At 67.2% G+C, this 18,811-nt stretch carries 16 protein-coding genes; 8 read left to right on the plus strand and 8 right to left on the minus strand.

The genetic code is table 11. From position 1 onward, the window contains the following. Positions 1-14: 14 nt before the first annotated feature. From Q8K49_RS13115 to Q8K49_RS13145, 7 genes are all read right to left on the minus strand, one after another. Positions 15-1,949, minus strand: a complete 1,935-nt coding sequence (locus tag Q8K49_RS13115) for a S9 family peptidase (protein WP_305306532.1) — start codon at positions 1,947-1,949, stop codon at positions 15-17. Between the two features lie 72 nt (positions 1,950-2,021). After that, a complete protein-coding gene (locus Q8K49_RS13120) occupies positions 2,022-2,483 on the minus strand; it encodes a hemerythrin domain-containing protein (RefSeq protein ID WP_370867781.1) in 462 nt (153 codons plus the stop codon). 126 nt (positions 2,484-2,609) lie between these two features. Then, positions 2,610-3,809 carry a tRNA 2-thiouridine(34) synthase MnmA gene (gene mnmA / locus Q8K49_RS13125; protein ID WP_305306533.1) on the minus strand — a complete coding sequence of 400 codons (1,200 nt, stop codon included), beginning with the start codon at positions 3,807-3,809 and terminating at the stop codon, positions 2,610-2,612. A gap of 105 nt (positions 3,810-3,914) precedes the next feature. Further along, entirely contained in the window at positions 3,915-4,202 is a 288-nt protein-coding gene (locus Q8K49_RS13130) for a DUF1153 domain-containing protein (protein ID WP_284222292.1), read from the minus strand. A 163-nt stretch (positions 4,203-4,365) separates the two neighbouring features. After that, a complete protein-coding gene (gene flgE / locus Q8K49_RS13135) occupies positions 4,366-5,820 on the minus strand; it encodes a flagellar hook protein FlgE (RefSeq protein WP_305306534.1) in 1,455 nt (484 codons plus the stop codon). 13 nt (positions 5,821-5,833) lie between these two features. Then, positions 5,834-6,598: a flagellar hook assembly protein FlgD gene (locus tag Q8K49_RS13140; RefSeq protein ID WP_305306535.1), complete on the minus strand. Its 765-nt coding sequence runs from the start codon at positions 6,596-6,598 to the stop codon at positions 5,834-5,836. Between the two features lie 3 nt (positions 6,599-6,601). Further along, entirely contained in the window at positions 6,602-8,020 is a 1,419-nt protein-coding gene (locus Q8K49_RS13145; RefSeq protein WP_305306536.1) for a flagellar hook-length control protein FliK, read from the minus strand. A 408-nt stretch (positions 8,021-8,428) separates the two neighbouring features. On the opposite strand from Q8K49_RS13145, the gene flgK reads away from it, so the two are divergent. The 8 genes from flgK to Q8K49_RS13185 all read left to right on the plus strand — a co-directional run bounded on the left by flgK (position 8,429) and on the right by Q8K49_RS13185 (position 17,800). Further along, the gene (flgK, locus tag Q8K49_RS13150; protein WP_305306537.1) at positions 8,429-10,543 is read left to right on the plus strand and encodes a flagellar hook-associated protein FlgK; all 2,115 of its coding nucleotides are present in this window, start codon (positions 8,429-8,431) and stop codon (positions 10,541-10,543) included. Continuing rightward, positions 10,543-11,472, plus strand: coding sequence for a flagellin (locus Q8K49_RS13155; protein WP_305306538.1), 930 nt, complete (start codon positions 10,543-10,545; stop codon positions 11,470-11,472). The genes flgK and Q8K49_RS13155 overlap by 1 nt, the downstream gene beginning before the upstream one ends. A 61-nt stretch (positions 11,473-11,533) precedes the next feature. Next, positions 11,534-12,775 carry a putative DNA modification/repair radical SAM protein gene (locus Q8K49_RS13160; protein WP_305306539.1) on the plus strand — a complete coding sequence of 414 codons (1,242 nt, stop codon included), beginning with the start codon at positions 11,534-11,536 and terminating at the stop codon, positions 12,773-12,775. Continuing rightward, positions 12,776-14,206 (plus strand): UdgX family uracil-DNA binding protein, encoded by a 1,431-nt coding sequence (locus Q8K49_RS13165; RefSeq protein WP_305306540.1) that lies wholly within the window; start codon positions 12,776-12,778, stop codon positions 14,204-14,206. A 118-nt stretch (positions 14,207-14,324) separates the two neighbouring features. After that, positions 14,325-15,437, plus strand: coding sequence for an ABC transporter permease (locus Q8K49_RS13170; protein WP_305306541.1), 1,113 nt, complete (start codon positions 14,325-14,327; stop codon positions 15,435-15,437). After that, positions 15,434-16,234 carry an ABC transporter ATP-binding protein gene (locus Q8K49_RS13175; RefSeq protein WP_305306542.1) on the plus strand — a complete coding sequence of 267 codons (801 nt, stop codon included), beginning with the start codon at positions 15,434-15,436 and terminating at the stop codon, positions 16,232-16,234. Before Q8K49_RS13170 ends, Q8K49_RS13175 begins: the two co-directional genes overlap by 4 nt. A gap of 13 nt (positions 16,235-16,247) precedes the next feature. Then, complete coding sequence (locus Q8K49_RS13180) at positions 16,248-17,186, plus strand: MlaD family protein (protein ID WP_305306543.1); 939 nt, start codon at positions 16,248-16,250, stop codon at positions 17,184-17,186. Continuing rightward, positions 17,183-17,800: an ABC-type transport auxiliary lipoprotein family protein gene (locus tag Q8K49_RS13185; RefSeq protein ID WP_305306544.1), complete on the plus strand. Its 618-nt coding sequence runs from the start codon at positions 17,183-17,185 to the stop codon at positions 17,798-17,800. The genes Q8K49_RS13180 and Q8K49_RS13185 overlap by 4 nt, the downstream gene beginning before the upstream one ends. Here the strand turns inward: Q8K49_RS13185 and Q8K49_RS13190 are convergent, their stop codons facing one another. Beyond that, a complete protein-coding gene (locus tag Q8K49_RS13190) occupies positions 17,801-18,646 on the minus strand; it encodes a hypothetical protein (RefSeq protein ID WP_305306545.1) in 846 nt (281 codons plus the stop codon). Positions 18,647-18,811 lie beyond the last annotated feature (165 nt).

Below are 18,811 nucleotides of genomic sequence, written 5' to 3' on the forward strand. Positions count from 1 at the left end.
TCCGTTTCAGGCAGTCAGTCGCGCACGTGCTGGTCGAGGAATTTCAGATAGGCCTCCTGCGCGGTGATGCGGTTGTCGCGGCGCTGGAAGCCGTGGCCCTCGTCGGGGAAGAGAACATATTCCACCGGTATGTCGTTGGCCCGGACCGCCGCGACCAGTTCGTCGCTCTCGACCTGCAGCACGCGCGGGTCGTTGGCGCCCTGCACCACCAGCATCGGACGCCGGATGTTGGCGGCATGAAACAGGGGCGAGATGCGGCGGTGGCGCTCGCCGTCGATCGCCGGATCGCCCATCTCGTCGAACAGGGCATCGCGCTGGGGTCCCCACCAGGCCGGGATTGACTCCAGCGTCCGCACCCAGTTGGTGACGCCGAAGATGTTGATCCCGGCCTCGAAGGCGTCCGGATGGAAGGCCAGGGCCGCAGCGGTCATGTAGCCGCCGTAGGAACCGCCCATCACCGCGACCTGGTCGTCTGCGATCCAGTCCTGCGCGCGCAGCCAGCTTCCCGCGTCGACGATGTCCTGCAGGTCGGCCTCGCCGTGGGCGCGGTCGTCCATGTGGAAGAAGGTCTTGCCGTAGCCGGACGAGCCGCGGTTGTTGGCCGCCAGCACCGCGTATCCATGGTTCACCAGGTGCTGGATCATCGGCGAATAGCCGCGGGTGCTCTGGCCGCCCGGGCCGCCGTGGACCATCACGATCGCCGGGGCGGGATGCGCCGCCGAGGCGCCCCGCGGGCGATACAGGACGCCGGGGATGATGGTTCCGTCCGAGGCGGCGTAGCGGACGACGCTGGACTCGACCAGGTCGGCCTCGTTGATGACCGGGTTGAGGGCAGTCACCAGCCGCCGCGCCTGACCGGTCGCGAGGTCGGCGGTCCAGACGTCATTGGGCGAGGTGTCGGACGAAACCGTGAAGGCGATGCGGGTTTCGTCGGCGTTGAAGCGCACCTGGCCGATGTCGCCGTCAGGCAGGCCCGTCAGCCGCGCCGGCCGGCCCGTCGTGGTGTCCAGAAGCGTCAGTTCGGTGGAGGCGTCGGCGTTCAGCGCCGAGATGCGGTAGCGGCCCGATGGCGAGTAGCTGACGAATTGGACATCCCAGTCGGCCTGGATCAGGGGAGCCTTCTCGCCGGTCGTCAGGTCGTAGGTCCAGGCCTCGTTAAACTCGCCGTGCTCGTCCGTGCCGTAGATCAGTTGGCGGCTGTCGGGGCTGAAGGCGTAGGTGCCGTGGGCGACCGCGCCCTCATGAGCCGTGACCAAACGCGGCTCGCCGCCGGATTGAAGGTCGACGACATAGACATCGCTGTCGGCGCTCGTGTTGGGCTTGTCGATGGCCAGCCAACGGCCGTCGGGCGAGACGTCGGCGATCAACATGCCCGGGTTCTGGAACACCAGCCGGCTCTCATAGGTGACCGGATCATAGGCGTAGAGATCAAAGACCTCCGGATCGCGGAGGTTGGAGGTGACGAAGAACGTATCCCGGGCGGCGTTCCAGCCCAGCAGGTCGGCCTTGACGGCCTCGCCCGGGGTCAGATCGCGAACCGTCCCGTCCAGTTTCCGGACATAGACATGGTCCAGTTCGCTGCCGCCGCCGCCGCTGTCGGCGGACAGCAGGACACGGTCATCGTTGGGGAAGTAGCTGAGGCCGCGCGTCGCCACCGTGGTGGAGACGCTTAGCGGGACGGGGGCACCGCCGGCGACGGGCAGGGCCCAGGCGTTGAACACGCCGGTCTCGTCGCTGCTGATCAGGATCGACTGGCCGTCGGCCGAGAAGCCGAGGCCCGCCGGGCTGGACAGGCCGTAGTTGCGGGTCTGGTAGAATTCAGCGGCGGTGTAGGTGCGGAGGTCTGCGGCGCTGGCGGAGGCGGTTTCAGGGGAGGCCGTCTGGGCCATGACGGCCGGGGCGGCGGCCATGAGAGCGAGGACGGAGACGAGACAGACGGTCGGGCGCATGGCGGATCCTTGCTGGGTGATGACCATGGATGAGGCGGCATCCGACCACTTCAGATGCGACCTGTCGCGGATTTAATGCTCAGCTTGGATTGAGTCGGCCAGCGGATCGCCGTGCAGGGCGATCAGGGGGATGACGATGTCCTCCTCATCGTCCAGATGCCGCGCCAGATCAGGTCGGGCCAGATCCAGCGTCTCCGCCAGCCGGCGCAGGCGATCATCCGCGTCGATAGCGCCCGCCGTCACGGCCTGGTGGAAGCCGCGGCCGGTTCCGATCAAGGCCTCGATATGGGCGTGGATGTCGTCATGATCCCGGTCGAGCAGGGCGACGCCGGCCCCGATTCGCGGCTCGATGTGCTGCATGGCCGGGAAATAGTGGCCGCTCTCGATGCGATGTTGGGTGTCGAGACGCTGCAGGAACTGCTGCAAGGCCGGGATCAGCGCGCCATGCAGGGTGCGCGTCGCCATGGCTCCTCCCCGCCACCGGGCGACGAGATCGGCCATTCCCGCCTGCTGCGCCCGGAAGCCGGCGTGCATGCCCAGCCAGTGGCGGGCGATCGGGTTCAGGCCGGCTTCGTTCCAGCGGTCACGCGGAAGCCCTCGCGCAGGTAGAGGAATTCGGCGGGCAGGCCCGCGCGCGAAGCCAGCGCATCGCTAGGCCCCTCAGGCAATGGCGGCGGTGGTCTTGATGAAACCGCCGCCCAGCAGGCGATCGGGATCGGCCGGATCGTAGAGGGCGCAGGCCTGCCCCGGAGCCACGCCTTCCTCGCCGGAGGCGAAAGTCACGGTCACGGCTCCGTCGATCAGCGAGAGACGCGCCGGCGAGGGCGGCCGGGTCGAGCGGACGCGAGCCAGAACCGGCGCACCGCCTTCCGCCGCCGCCCCAATGGACGGTTCATCGCCCAGCCAGTTGGTCTCGTCCAGCGTCAGCGATGCGGTCAGCAGGGCTTCGCGCGGCCCGACGATGACGTGGCGCTTCACCGGATCCAGACGGGTCACGAACAGCGGCTCGCCCACAGCGACGTTCAGGCCGCGGCGCTGGCCGATGGTGTAGTCGGTGATGCCCGCGTGGCCGCCCAGAACCCGGCCGTCCATGTGCACGATCTCGCCCGCTTCGCGTCCCTGCGGCCGCAGTTTGTCGATCAGGGTGCGGTAGTCGCCATTGGGCACGAAACAGATGTCCTGGCTGTCCGGCTTGGCGGCGATGCGCAGGCCCAGTTCGGCGGCGACGCCGCGCACCTGGGGCTTCTCCAGATCGGCCAGCGGGAAGCGCAGATAGTCCAGCTGCTGCGCCGTGGTGGCGAACAGGAAATAGGATTGATCGCGCGAATGATCGATGGCCTTGCGCATCTGGGCGCGGTCGCCGACGACCGAGCGCCGCACATAGTGGCCTGTAGCCATGGCCTCGGCCCCGAGATCGCGGGCGACATCCAGCAGGTCGCGGAATTTGACTGTCTGGTTGCAGCGGATGCACGGCACGGGCGTCTGGCCGGCGAGATAGGAGTCGGCGAACTGGTCGATGACGGCGTCGCGGAACCGGCTTTCATAGTCGAGGACATAGTGGGGGATGCCCAGCATCTCGGCCGCCAGCCGGGCGTCGTGAATGTCCTGACCGGCGCAGCAGGCGCCCTTCTTCTTCAGCGCCGCGCCGTGGTCGTAGAGTTGCAGCGTCACCCCGACGACGTCAAAGCCCGCCTTGTGCAGCAGGGCCGCGACAACGGTGGAGTCCACACCGCCCGACATGGCCGCGACCACACGCGATCCGACCGGCAGGCCGACCGCTGCGCGCGCAGCCTGGACCGCCGCGTCCATGTCAGGGCGCGCGATATTCGGGACCGGGCAGATGTCCTCGGCGAGGGTCATGGGGCGCCATGTAGTGCGAAAGCGGCGCGAATTCGAGGCCGGTCCGAAACGACAACGGCCGCCCCCGTCGCCGGGAGCGGCCGTAATCTCGTCGGAGCAGTCGCTTTAAGGGCGGCCGTAGTGCTGGATGCGCGTTGTGCGCAGGCCCTGCATGCCCCATTTGTCGATCGCCTTCTGCCAGGCCAGGAACTCCTCGGCCGTCAGGCGATAGCGCGCGAGCGCGTCTTCCAGGCTGATCAGCCCGCCGCGAACCGCGGCCACGACCTCCGCCTTGCGGCGGATCACCCAGCGGTCCGTATTGGCCGGCGGGAGGTCGTGTAGCGTCAGGGGAGTGCCCGTCGGCCCGACCACGTATTGTTCGCCTCGATTGTTCAGGCGTCGCTCTTGCAACATGGGCTTATGCCTCATTGACCACCACCACTATGACTTGACCGTAGCGGTCGGCGGCTAAGGGCCGTTTAAGCGTCGTGGTGAAGGAAAGGCTAAAATGCCCTCCGTCCACGGTCTCAATATTCAACAAGGGATTCATCGAGATTTACGCCTTGTTACTCGAGTATCAGCGTTTGATGCTGATCAGTTCGGCAAGCATTTCGTCTGCGGTGGTGATGATCTTGGACGAGGCGGAATAGGCGCGCTGGGTGGTGATCAGCCCAGTGAACTCCGCGGACAGGTCGACGGTCGAGGCTTCCAGCTGGGACGAGCCGATGAGGCCGGCGCCGCCGGTGCCGGCCGCCTTCAGGTTGAAGGTGCCCGAGCCCTGGCTGACCCGGTAGGCGTTGCCGGACGTCTGGGTCAGGCTGTCGGGGCTGGGGAAGGTGGCCAAGGCGATCTGGGCGATCTGTCGCGTCACGCCGTTGTCGAAGATGGCGGTGACAAAGCCGGTGTCATCGATCTTGACCTCGGACAGGTTGCCGAAGGCCGTGCCGTTGGTCAGGACGGCCTGCACCACCGAGGCGCTGTCGTACTGGGTCAGGCCGCCCGTCGCGGCCGTCAGGTCAAAGGCGAGGGACTGGTTGTCGATCCCCAATCCAGGCGCCCAGTTGAAAGCGCCGGCGGCCGGGGCGGCTGCGTCTGATGAGCCGAACGTCAGCGACGCCGTAGACGGATCCTGGAACAGCGCGGCTGTGCCAAGCGCCGCCATGGCGGCGACATCGAGACGGCCGTCCTGGGTGAAGGCCACAAGGCCGCTTCGGAGCTGGCCATTCGTCAGGCCGGCTCCGGTGACCACGTCCGAAGCGGGGATGGCGCGAATCTCGGCGTACCACTGGTTGGGCACGGTGCTCTTCAGGAAGGCGAGGGCCACGGTGCGCTGGCCGCCCTTGGAATCCGAGACGGGGATGGTCAGCTCGAAGTCCGGCTTCACCCCCGCGCCGGTATCGACGTTCCACATGGCCATGGAGTTGGTCGCGGGGTCATAGGCGTTGGCCCCGGGCGGCGTCGCGGCCGCGTCAGTCGCCTCGGCCGAGACCAACTGGCTGGACTTGATGTTGGCGTTCAGCTGGATGCGGGTGGTGGGCTCCGCCGTGCCGCCGACCGACCCGACGTTGATGGTACGGAGCCGGTTCAGGTCCGACGGGTCGGTAGCGATATTGCCCTCGGCGTCAACGGGCCAGCCCTGCAGGTAGAGGCCGGCGGTGTTTTTCAGGTAGCCCAGATTATCGACGGTGAAGGCGCCGGCGCGGGTGAACAGGCGGGTGTCGGTGACCTGAACGTTCTCGGGGCGCTCGGTGACGACGAAGAAGCCTTGGCCTGCGATGCCGAGGTCCGTGTTCGAGGTGGTGCGCTGCAGTTGGCCGTTCTGGCTGGTGAAATGCCGGGCGGTGGCGAGGACGCCACCGGCGGAATAGCCCGCGCCCTGCGACTGGCTGTTGATCACCGTCGAGAACTCGCCGGCGCTGCGCTTGTAGCCGACGGTGTTTACGTTCGCGATGTTCTGCGAGATCGCCGCGAGGGCGGCGGCGTTGGCGGTCAGGCCGGACACGCCGGCCAGAAGTGCGCTGTTGATACTCATGGCGCTAAGCTCCTTACGAGAACAGTTTCAAGGGGTTGAATGAGTCGGCGAGGGAAGCCAGCAGGCCCGCCTCGCCCTCATCGTCATTGGCGGGGGGCGACGGCGGGGCGGTTCGGGACTCTTCCAGCGCGATCACGGTGGAGAGTGGCAGGATGGAGTTGCCGACGGTCAGATACGGCACCCCGTCGTACATCTCGACGCCGGTGATCCGTCCACGCGTCAGCACCTGGCTGTCGAGGGCGCCGCCGGCGGCGTCTTTGGCCACGACCCGCAGCGAATACACCTGACCGTCCTGGCCGTCATTGCCACTGGTGGCCTCGCCGTCCCAGGTGAAGTCGTGGACTCCCGTGGTCCGGTCCGGCGCCTCGCCTGACCAGACGACATTGCCTGAGCCATCCAGCACCTGCAGCGTGGCCGAGGCCGCGTTCGACGCCAGTTCATAGCTCCAGGTCGCCTCGCCTTCGGTGAATTTGGTCGCGGACCAGGCGGCGGTGGCCTCCTTGCCGATATAGGTGGCGGCGCCGGCCAGACCGCCGCCCCCCTGTGCCGCGAGCAGGCCCTTCAGCAGGTCGTTGGTCAGCAGTTGCTGTTCGACGCCGGCCATCTGGGTCAGCTGGGCCGTGAACTGGTTGGAATCGACCGGCGACAACGGGTCCTGGTTCTTCAGCTGCGAGGTCAGCAGGGTCAGGAAGGTCTCGAAATTCGAGGCCAGCATGCCGGTGCCCGCAGCGATCCGGCCCGTGGCGTTGCTGGCGGCGCTTGAGACGGCTTCGACCATCGATCAGACCTTCATATCCACGCCCGAGGGCGAGAGGGTGAGCGCCATCCAGCGGCGAGGCTGGGCGACATCGATTTCCGCATTCAGACGAGAGGTGGCGGCGAAGGCGCGGGACGAACCGTTCCGCGCATCCTGCCCGCGGTCGAAAGCGCTCGAGCCGCTGTCCCGCTCGGCGAATTCGAAGGCGTCCTCGGCAAGATGGAAGCCGGCCTCCTCGAGCTGGCGGCGCAGCTCGTCGGCGCGGCCTCTGAAATCGGTCGCGGCGAGAGGGTTGTCGAAGGCGAGGCGGGCATTCAGCCGACCTTCGGAGTCGATATCCAGCTTGACGTCCACGCGACCGAGCTCGTCCGGCGTCAGGGCCATTTCAAATCGGGTGGAACGGCCCTCCAGCCGGCGCAGGATCTGGGCGGCGATCTGGGCTGTCGCCTCGATCGTGGCGCGCGACAACTGGGACACGCCGGTTTCGCGGGGGCCGACGGCGGCCTGGGTCTGGGACTGGCCGGGCGCGCTTTCGACCGGAGCCGACGATTCGGAGGGCGTCCTTTCAGTCTCGTCGCCATTGGCGACGTCGCGGGCCGCGGCGGCTGCGGCTGCGGCCAGGTCTGCCGGGCCAGCCGCCGGATTGGCGGCGACGGCCGGGGTGGCGTTCGCACTCGCGCGAACCGGTCGGACCGGATCGACCGATCGTGTTCCGTCACCGGTCCCGGCGTCGGGCGGTCCCGGCGACCGGGAACTGCGTTCCGCCAGAGGGCGCAGCGGCGGGGGCGTAGCCGCCGGAGGCGAGGATGAAGGCGCCGGCGTTGCGCCGGTCCGGACGTGGGCCTCGACGGCTTCCGTCGCAGCGGCGGTTTCGGCGAGGGTCAACGCGGTGTCCGACGTTTCCCCCGTGAGCGGGCGGCCCGCGGGCAGCGGAGGCAGAACCTCAGGCCCGGGCGGGCCGGTGGTCAGGCCCTCGACCGTGAGCGGCGGCGTCGTGGTTTGCTCGCGGGGCTGAACCTCGGGGCCATTGGTCTTGGGGGTCGGGACCTTGTCTAAAGTCAGCGGGGTCGTGGCCTGCGTCCCGTCCGGATCGGTGGCCGCGCCGACCGGAGCAAGTCGGAGGAGGACGGCGTCCGCCCCGGCCTCGTCTGGCTGATCTCCACCAGATTCGGCGCCGGTCGTGGAGCTCGCTTCCTCCGCAACCGGAAGAACGAGCGGCGCCGCCAGGAAGCCCGCGACGACCGAAGCCCCGACCTCCGCCTCGACCTCCGCTTCGTCAAGCGTCCGCGGTTCGGCCGGGTTCTTTGCAACGGGCGCTGCTGGGTCCTCTCCGGACAGGGCCGCCAGCAGGTCCCGGAATCCGGACACGGCCTCGCCCGACGGCCCTTGCGGGGCGATGGGGACGACCGGCGCGATGACGGACAGCAGGGTCAGGGCGGACATGAGTTCCGGGAGGACGGGTCGCCGAAGCGCGGGGGACGAGGGCGCTTGCTGCGCCGGACATTCGCAATCCGTGGCGCAAGTCGCGGGCCAACCGGACGACGACTCGCAAGATGCTGAATGGTCATAGAAAATCTCACTGGAAGTTCGATGAGACGCCGGCGGGGCTCAGTCGAAACTTGCCGCGTGAAGACGATTCTTGCCCGGCGCCAGCCCTGGACCGGTGGGTCCGCTTCAGCCCGACGCGCGAATGGCCCGGCGTTTGCGCCCCTTGCCGCTCATGACCCAGGCGCGAAACGCAAGAGCGCGTAATTTCAGTAGCTTGTACGGCCCGCCTTTGCGCGACGCCGGGCAAAAAACGCGCATTGGCTGGCAGGGCTTGCCGGGCGCCGCGACTTTGGAGGCCTTCGGATGTCCCTGAGCGCCATCATGAACACCGCGAGTTCGGGTCTCCAAACCGCTCAGACCCAGCTACGCGTCGTTTCGGACAACGTCTCTAACGTCAACACGCCCGGCTATGTGCGCAAGATCGCTGAACAGCGGAGCCTGGCCAGTCAGGGCGTCGGGTCCGGCGTCGAGGTGTCACGCATTCGCCTCGCCACCGACCGGTTCCTGCAGGCAGCGAGCCTGAATGCGGGGGCCGAGTCGGCGCGCATGGGCGTACGCCATGAAATGTACGACCGTATCCAGTCGCTATTCGGAGACCCGGGCGGCGACGCCGGCTTTTTCTCGCAGGTGGACGCCGTCTTCTCCGCCTTCGCGGCCAGTGCAGAGGATCCGACGTCTTCGCCTCGTCGTCAGGACGCCCTGTTTCGGACCCAGGCGCTGTTCGATGAGGCCGGCCGGATCTCGTCCCAGATTCAAGCGACTCGCGAAGACGCGGACAGCCGAATCCAGAGCGCCGTCGAACGAGCCAACAGCCTGCTTGAACAGATCGAAGGTCTGAACCTCGAGATCGCGCGCGCCACGGCGGTGGATAGCGACGCTTCCGGTGCTGAGACGGCCCAGTCGGCCCTGATCGGTCAACTGGCTGAACTGGTGGATATCCGGGTCGCTACGCGGCCTGTCGGCGGGGTATCGATCCGGACCGGCTCGGGCACTCTGCTGGCCGGCCAGGGCGCCGCGACGCTTGGCTACAATCGCGCCGGGACGATCACCGGCGAAACCGCCTTCAACGAAATCTGGGTCACCGAGCCGGGTGGGCAGAAGCGGTCCCTGCTCGACAGCATCATCTCAGGCGAGATCAAGGGTCTGGTCGAATTGCGGGACGTTGAAGCGCCGGCCGCGGCGGAACGGCTGGCCGAACTGGTCGCCCATGTCGCCGATGAATTGAACCGCGCCCACAATGCCAACTCCGCCGTGCCGGCGCCTACCCGCCTGACCGGTCGCAATGTGGGGCAGTCGTTCGAGAGCGCGATCGCCGGCTTCTCGGGACAGACCACCATTGCTGTGACCAACGCAGCCGGCGTGATCCAGGTCCGGGCGGACATCGTCTTCTCGGGCGCGACGATGACGGTGAACGGCGCCGCGGCGACGCCGGCGAACTTCCTGAGCGTCCTGAATGCCCAGCTGGGCGGGGCGGCGACGGCCAGTTTCACCGATGGCAGGCTCACTGTTGCGGCAACCGGCGCCAACGGCGTGGCAGTCGCGGATGCCGCCGCCAGTCCTTCCGCCAAGGCAGGCCGAAGCTTTTCACACTATTTCGGCCTCAACGACCTTGTCTCGACGGATCGCCCAGCCTTCTACGACAACGGCCTGACAGCCGCTTCACCGCATGGCTTCACCGCCGGGGAAACCCTGACGTTCCGGTTCACCGGCGAGTCAGGATCGCGGCTGCGCGACCTGCAGGTCGCCGTGCCCGCGGGAGATACGGTCGGAGACCTGGTCACCGCCCTGAACGATCCTGCGACGGGGATCGGTCGCTTCGGAACCTTCTCGCTTGCCGCCGACGGTTCGTTGTCTTTCGCCGGCTACGGCAATCCGGCGTCGATGATGACCGTGTTGGAGGACCGCACGACCCAGGCGCCGTCCGGCGTTTCGGTGACCGAGCTGCTCGGCATCGGTGGCGGGGTGCGCGCCTCGCGGGCCGACGGCTTCGCACTGCGTACGGATATTCGGCAGAGCCCGTCCAGGCTGGCGCTGGCGCAGTTGAATCTGTCGGCCGCTGTCGGAACGGCGGCCCTGAGCACCGGTGACGGTCGAGGGGCGCTCGCCCTCGCCGACGCGGGTGAGCGCGCGGCGAATTTTCAGGCTGCCGGCGGATCTTCCGGCGGATCGATCTCGGTCTCCCGCTACGCCGCGGAGCTGTCGGGCGAGATCGGCGGCAAGGCGGCGGCGGCCAAGAACCGTATGGAGACCGCGAACGCCCTCTACACCGAAGCCGGAGCCCGCCAGACCGCCCACGAGGGCGTCAATCTGGATGAGGAACTGGTGCTGATGACGACCTATCAGCAGGCCTTCAACGCCTCGGCCCGGCTGATTCAGGCGGCCAAGGACATGTACGATACGCTGATGGGGATGGTCTGATGACCCGCGTCGCCACCTTCGGAAACTATCAATCGGCCCTGCTGGACCTGATGAAGGCCCAGACCCGGGCGGCTGACGCGCAGGAGCGGGTCTCGACCCAGAAGAACGCCACCGATCTGACCGGTTTCGGCCGGCAGTCGGAAACCCTGACCGCCATGAAGGGCGCTCAAAGCCGGATTCAGGGATTCATCGACACCAGCGCGGCAGTGAACGCGCGCCTGACCACCCAGGACCTGGCCCTTGGCCAGATCAACGACGCCACTGCCGGGTCGCGCCAGGCGCTGGCCGGAGCCATCGCCACCGATTCCGGCGGGTCCCTGATGCTGGATCTCGAAGGTTATTTCCAGGCCGCGCGCGGCGGACTGAACATGCGGCACCAGGGCGGCTATCTGTTCGCCGGGGCTTCGACTTCAACCATGCCGGTCGCCGCGACCAACCTTGCTGACCTTGTGGCTGCGCCCAGCGTGGCCTCGCTATTCAGCAATGACACGCTGAAAACCGCCAGCCGCGTCGCCGAAGGCACGACGCTGGAGACGGGCTTCCTCGCCGACGAACTGGGCACGGACGTTCTGAGCATTCTTCGGGACATCCAGAGTTTTCATACGACTCCGGGGTCCGGCCCGCTGGATGGGCGGCTAACGGCTCCGCAGAAGGCCTTCCTGGTGACGCAACTGGCGCGGCTGGAACAGGCCGCGACGGCCGTGGTGGACAAGATGGCCACGACGGGATCCCTGTCCAAACAGGTCGACAACATCACCGCCGGTCACGAGGCCCAGAAGGCTGCGCTGGACCAGCTGGTGGCGGGCCGAACCGACGCAGACATGGCGGCGGCGATCACCGACCTCCAGCTGTCGCAGGTCGCCATCCAGGCCTCGGCCCAGGTGATCAGCCAACTGCGGCAGGTCTCGCTTCTCAACTATCTGAGCTAAAAAGCATTTTGTTTTGCGGCCACGCTCGACACGCGTGACGCCGAGAACATAAAGTGAACGGATGACCGTTCTGAATCTCCGCAGCAAGCTCGCCGTCCTGGCGGACGCCGCAAAATATGACGCTTCCTGCGCGTCTTCCGGCACGTCGAAGCGGGACTCGATCGGCGGAAAGGGCGTGGGCTCGACCGAAGGCATGGGGATCTGCCACGCCTACACACCGGACGGCCGCTGCGTGTCGCTGCTCAAGATATTGCTGACCAATTTCTGCATCTACGACTGCGTCTACTGCATTAACCGGGCGTCCTCGAACGTTCAGCGAGCCCGGTTCAGCGTAGACGAGGTCGTCGAACTGACGCTGAATTTCTACAAGCGGAACTATATCGAAGGTCTGTTCCTCTCCTCGGGCATCATCCGTTCGGGCGACTACACGATGGAGCAGCTGGTTCTCGTCGCGAAGAAGCTGAGGGAGGAACACGACTTCCGCGGCTACATCCATCTCAAGCTGATTCCGGAGGCGGATCCGCGGCTGGTCGAGGAGGCTGGCCTCTACGCTGACCGGCTGTCAGCCAACATCGAACTGCCGCGCGATGAAGCGTTGAAGCGGCTGGCGCCGCAGAAGGACGTTGGCGTTATCAAACAGGCGATGGGCCGGGTGCGTCTGAAGGTCGAGGCGGCGCGTCCGGCGAAGAAGGACAAGGCGAAGCCGCCGAAGTTCGCGCCAGCGGGCCAAAGCACCCAGTTGATCATCGGCGCGGACGGCGCGTCCGATACAGAGATCGTTGATCGAAGCGCCTCGCTCTACGCGGGATACGGCCTGCGCCGGGTCTATTATTCCGCCTTCAGCCCGATACCGGATTCATCCAGCGCCCTCCCCCTGTCGAAACCGCCGCTGATGCGCGAGCACCGACTGTACCAGGCGGATTGGCTGATGCGCTTCTACGGATTTTCACCAGCCGAGATCGGCGACGCCGCCAATGACGGCATGCTTGACCTGAACATTGACCCCAAACTGGCCTGGGCGCTCAACAGCCGGGCGCAATTTCCGGTCGACGTGAACACGGGTGCGCGCGAGATGTTGCTGCGGGTGCCCGGGCTTGGCGTGAAGTCGGTGAACCGCATCGTGCAGGTCCGGCGCTGGCGCACTCTACGGCTCGAGGACATCGGGCGTCTGTGCCGGGGCATCCACAAGGTCCGGCCCTTCATTACCGCCCTCGACTGGACGCCGGGCGGCCTCACCGACGCCGCCGACCTGCGTGCCCGGATGACGCCGGTCGTCCAGCCGGTGCAGTTGAACCTGTTTTGAATGCGCGTAGCGACGCTGGCCAGCGAGACCGATTTCGACGGCTGGCGTGCGGCTGCGCGGACCTTTCGTCTGGCGGGGATCGCGCCGGGAGAAGCGGCTTTCCGGGTTGGACGGAGCGTTCCGGGCCTGTTCGACCACGGCCTTCCCGTGCCCCCGGTAGACGCGTCCTTTCACACGCCACGAGGCTTCATCGATCTGGCGCAATCCGTCGTCCTGCATCGGTCGGAGGATAGGTTTGACCTACTGTACCGGTTGCTCTGGCGGTTGAGGGTCGAACCCGACCTGATCCGCGTCGTCACTGACCCCGACGTCGCCGACGCGATGGAGCGGGCCAAAAACGTCAGCCGGGCCAGCCACAAGATGAAGGCCTTCGTGCGCTTTCGAAGGATCGAAGCGGTAGATGGCGAGCGCTGGGTGGCATGGTTCGAACCCGCCCATCGGGTGCTTGAACGGACATCGCCGTTCTTCAAGCGCCGCTTCCCGACCATGCGCTGGTCCATCCTGACGCCGGAAGGATCGGCGATCTGGGACGGCGAAGCGCTGGCCTTCGGGCCGCCCGCGACCCGCGACATGGCTCCGTCGGAAGACGAGTTCGAGGAATTCTGGAAGACCTACTATGCCTCCACCTTCAACCCGGCGCGGCTCAAGCTGAAGACCATGCAGGGCGAAATGCCCAAGCGGTACTGGAACAACCTGCCCGAGGCGGCGCTGATCCGGGAACTGACCGCGCAGTCGTCCGCCCGGACCGAGACCATGGTCGCGGCGCCGGCGTCCGAGCCCAACCTCCGGCTGGCGAAGACGCTGTCGCGCATAAACCGCGACCATGCTTTCGATGAAGGTTTCATCCCTTCGTCGCTGGAAGAACTCGGACAGGCGGTTCAGGCCTGCCGCCGATGCCCGCTGTGGCGGGATGCGACCCAGGGTGTTTGCGGCTCCGGAGCGAGGAAGGCGCGCCTGATGATCGTCGGGGAACAGCCGGGCGATCAGGAGGATCTGGTCGGAAAGCCCTTCGTCGGACCCGCAGGTCAGGTGCTGGACGAGGCGTTGAGCGCGGCGGGTATCGACCGGGAAGACGCGTTCGTCACCAATGCGGTGAAGCATTTCAAGCACGAACCGCGGGGCAAGCGGCGCATCCACAAGACGCCGCTCGTCAGCGAGATCAGCGCCTGCCGTTGGTGGCTCGACGCGGAGCGTCGTCTAACGATGCCCAAGGTGATCCTGACCTTGGGTGCGACCGCTGCTCTGGGCGTGCTGAACCGGAAGGTCGCCCTCACGCAGGAGCGCGGAGAGATACTGACCCAGCTCGACGGCGCCCATGTCGTGGCGACCGTGCATCCGGCCTACCTCCTGCGGTTGCGGGATGAAGCAGCCCGGATCGTCGAACGCCGCCGCTTCGTAGAAGACCTGAAACGCGTCCGGGCTTTGCTCTGAACTGTAGACTCGTGAAACCGTGGCTGAACGAATACGGCTGGGCCGCGTTTTGAAGTCCGTCCCAGCTTTGCCGTTCGGCCGGCGTAGGCAAATCAGACAGGGCGATTTAGGTAGGGTCATGGCCGCGGCGGATTTCCAGATCGAGGACGGCGGGCCGGGGCTGACCCTTCGGCTGACGGGCGACTGGACGGCGACCGAATTGGGCCGGATTTCCCGTCGTCTGGACGACGAACTGCAGGAGCGGGGCGTCGATGTGGTCGATCTGACCGATATGGGCCGGTTCGACACGGCGGGCGCCCTGGCGATCGTCCAGGCCGCCAACTGCGTGCTGCCTCCGTCGGCCTGGACCCAGCGGCCAGAGGCCGGGCGCACCTATGCCATGGTCGAGAAGCTGGAGCGCGAAAGCGCCGGTCCGCCTCCCCGTTCGCCTGGTTGGGTACGTACTTTCGGCAAGGTCGGGCGTGGCGTTCACGACATTCTAGACGAAGCGACCCTGTCGATGGCCTTCCTGGGCCGGCTGGTGGTCGCCGTCGGATCAGCCATGCGACCGGGCCGGATCCGCTGGGCGGCGTGGTTCAGCCAGGGTGAACGGGCTGGGCTGGACGCCATCCCGATCATCGCCACAACGAACTTCTTCATCGGCGCGGTGATCGCCTTTCTGGGAGCCAGCCTGCTGACCCAGCTGGGCGCGGCGGTGTTCACGGTCCAACTGGTGGCGGTGTCGGTGGTGAGAGAATTGGCGGTGGTGATCACCTCGATCCTGCTGGCCGGCCGTTCCTCCTCGTCATTCGCAGCCGAGATCGGTTCGATGCGGATGAACCAGGAGGTCGACGCCATGCAGGTGATGGGCGTCAATCCCTTCCAGGCCCTGGTCATTCCCCGGTTGGCGGCCATGATCGTCATGCTGCCGCTGCTGACCTTCATCGGCATGGTGGCGGGCCTGTTCGGCGGACTTCTGGTGACCTGGAGCCAGCTCAGCTACGGCCCCGCCTTCTTCATCCAGCGCATCAGCGAAGACCCGAACATGGGCACCCATCTGATGGTCGGCCTGGCCAAGGCGCCCGTCTTCGCCGTCGTCATCGCCGCCATCGGTTGCCGCCAGGGCATGGCGGTCGCGGGCGATGTCGAGAGCCTGGGCCGCCGGGTCACGGCGGCAGTGGTGCAGGCTATCTTCGCCATCATCGTCCTGGACGCGGTGTTCGCCCTGATCTTCCTGGAGCTGAACCTGTGACCGCCGCCCACCGGAAATCCCTACCGGCCGCCCAGCCCGAGCGCCTGATCGAGGTTCGCGGCCTGTTGAGCCAGTTCGGGGACCGGACGATCCACGAAGGCCTCGATCTGGATCTCGAGCGCGGCGAGGTGCTGGGCGTCGTCGGGGGATCGGGCACCGGCAAGACGGTGCTGCTGAATTCGATCATCGGCCTGAAGGAGCCCGAGGGCGGCGCGATCAGCATCCTCGGCTACGACCGCGCGACCATGACGACCGCCGATGAAGCCGACATCGAACGCCGGACGGGTATCCTGTTTCAGCAGGGCGCGCTGTTCTCTTCGTTGAGCGTTATCGACAATGTCGCCTCGCCCCTGGTCGAGCACACTGGTCTGTCCGTGGACGTGATCCGGGAACTGGCCGAGATGAAGATCGCCATGGTCGGGCTGAAACCCGAGGCCCACCATCTGAAGCCGGCCGAGCTGTCGGGCGGGATGCGCAAGCGGGTCGGCCTGGCCCGGGCGCTGGCCCTGGATCCGGAGCTGCTGTTCCTCGACGAGCCGACGGCGGGGCTGGACCCGATCGCCGCGGCGGCCTTCGACGACCTGATCCGGCAGCTATCGAACGATCTCGGCCTGACCGTGTTCATGATCACCCACGACCTCGACAGCCTCTACGCCATCACCGACAAGGTGGCGGTCGTGGCGGACAAGCGGATCGTGGCCAAGGCTCCTGTCCAGGAACTGGAGCAGTCGGACCATCCGTGGATCCGGGAATACTTCCTCGGCCCGCGCGGTCGCGCCGGCAAGAAAACCGCCTGAGGAGAGCGGAGAGATGGAAAGAGACGCCCACTACGCCGCCGTCGGCATCGCCACCATCGCCCTTCTGGCGGCGCTGGCGGTGTTCTCCATCTGGCTGGCCCGCCTGCAGTTCAACAATGACTACGACGTCTACGACATCGTCTTTTATGGACCGGTGCGCGGGCTGTCGGAGGGCGGCGAGGTGCATTTCAACGGCATCCGCGTGGGCGAGGTCACCGACCTGAATCTCGACCCCGAAAAGGGTGATCAGGTCATCGCCCGAATCCGCGTCGATGCGACCACGCCGGTCCGCGTCACCTCGCGGGCCCAGCTGGAGCCGCAGGGCATCACCGGGCTGAACTATATCCAGATCACCGCCGGAAACCCGCAGAGCGCCATCCTCAAGACCCAGTATCCCGCCAATGTGGTGCCGGTGATCCAGAGCCAGCCGTCGCCGATCGCGGAGCTGCTCAGCGGCTCCGGGACCGTGCTGGCCCAGACGGTGGACGCGCTGAACCGGATCAACCGGGTCCTGTCGGACGACAATGTCCGCTCCTTCTCTACCAGCCTGAAAAACGTCGAAGCGTTGACCACCGAATTGGAGGCCCGCAAGGGCATGCTGGAACAGCTGGAACAGGCTCTGACCAAGGCCAATTCGGCGGTGGCCGAGTTCGAAGCGCTGGCGGTCAGCACCCGCGGCATCATCGAGGGAGACGGGCGCGAGGCCGTGGCCAACATCAATGCCGCGGCGCAAGAGGCGCGATCGGCGGTAGCCTCGATCAACCGCACTGCGACCAATGTGGAAGCGCCGCTGAACGAGTTCGCCACCACCGGCCTGCCGCAACTGCAGCAGTCGATCCAGGCGCTGGAGGACGCGACCCGGTCGCTGGAGGGGCTGGTCGACGAGGTCCGGTCCAGTCCACGCGACTTCATCGGCCGTGCGCCGACCAAGGAAATGGAGGTCCAGCCGTGAACCGCTTTTCACTGATCCGCCCGATCGCGGCGACCGTGGCCCTCATGGCCCTCTCAGCCTGCGCCCTGCTGTCGTCGCCTGATCCAGTGCAGACCTATCGCTTCGGCGCAATCCCGGTGTCATCGTCAGCGATCCCGGTCCTGGCCAGACCGACCCAGGTCACCCTGCGTCGGGTCGAGTTCCCGGAAGCGGTCGAAGGCGACAAGCTGCTGGGTGTTACCGGCACGGAGACGGCCTACATCGCAGGGGCCCGTTGGGTCTCACCCGCGTCGGACCTCTATATGGAAAGCATCGAGAACGCCTTCGCCGCCCAAGCAAGGCGGGTGCGTCTGATCGGTCCGCGCGAGCTGACGCGGGGCGAGCGGTCGCTGGATATCGACATCCGCTCGTTCGAGGCCCGTTATGACGCGCCGGGGGCGACGCCCACCATCGTGATCACCGCCCGGGCCCGCCTGCTGGTGCTTCCGGAGCGCACGGTCTCGGCGGAACGGGTCTTCACCGTCGAACAGCCTGCGGCGGCCAATCGCGTGTCGTCGATCGTTGAGGCCTTCGATCTGGCCACGCGGGACCTGAACACCCAGATCGTCGCCTGGACCGACGCCAGCGCGGGCTGACTAGAGGGGCCGGCGCAGTTCCGCCATCCGGCTCTCGACATCGGCGCGGCGGCTGCGCGAGGCGCTTAGTTCGGTGAGCGCCCGGTCGATGCGGGCCTTGAGGTCGTCGCGCACGCGGCCCATGCGCTCGCGGTCGGGGCGGACCGACTTCGGCCGCTTGCCGGCCAGTCCGAGCGCCTCCTTCCAGTCCTCGCGCCACGAGGCGACGCCGTCGGCACAGGCCTTCAGCGACTCCGCGGCGCGGGCGTCGGCGTTCTGGGCGCTGCGGATCAGCGGCAGGGATTGCAGGGCGGCGGCGCGGCAGGCGTCCAGGGTGGCCCGACGTGCGACCAGCGGATGCGGCGCGTCGCCCTCGTTCGGGGCATGACCTGAAAGACGGGCGGCGGCTGCGGCGAGGTGGGCGTCGAGATCGGCGAGCGCGTCCCTGATCTCGGTCCAGGCCTTGTCGAGCACGCCGGAGCGCTGACTGGTGCCTTCGATGCGGCCCGACAGCTCGTTCGCGGTGTCGGCCAGACCGGCGGCGGCGCGGCTCCATGTGTCGCGGAAACGTTTCAGCCGGGCGTCCCGACCGTCAAACAGGCCCGCGAGCCCTTTGCGGGGCTCCAGCGCGCCCGGGTCAAGACCGTCCAGCACCGAGCGGGCGTGGGTCAGCTGGGCTGAGGCTTCCGCCAGATCGCCGGTTCGGGCGGCGGCCAGCGCGCGTTCGATGCGCTCTACGGCGGCGGCCCGGGCGGGTTCGGCGAAGGCGTCGACCTGCGCATCGTCCCAGGCCGCGGCGATTTCGGCGACGCGCGCGGCGTCGGGCGCAGGCCAGTTGCCCTGCCAGCGATAGGCGCCGTCGGCCATCACACTACTCCCAATACGCGCTACCGCCCGCGACGCGGTCGCGGGCTGCTTGAGCACGGGTCTTTCCGCCCGCCGGGATCGAGTATGACTACGACTTGAGCCCGGCGGCAACGGTGCAGGTTCCCACGAGGGAAAGGGCGCCTCACATTGCCCGGCCTGACGCCC

It is taken from the genome of Brevundimonas sp. (assembly GCF_030682035.1).
Lineage (GTDB): Bacteria > Pseudomonadota > Alphaproteobacteria > Caulobacterales > Caulobacteraceae > Brevundimonas.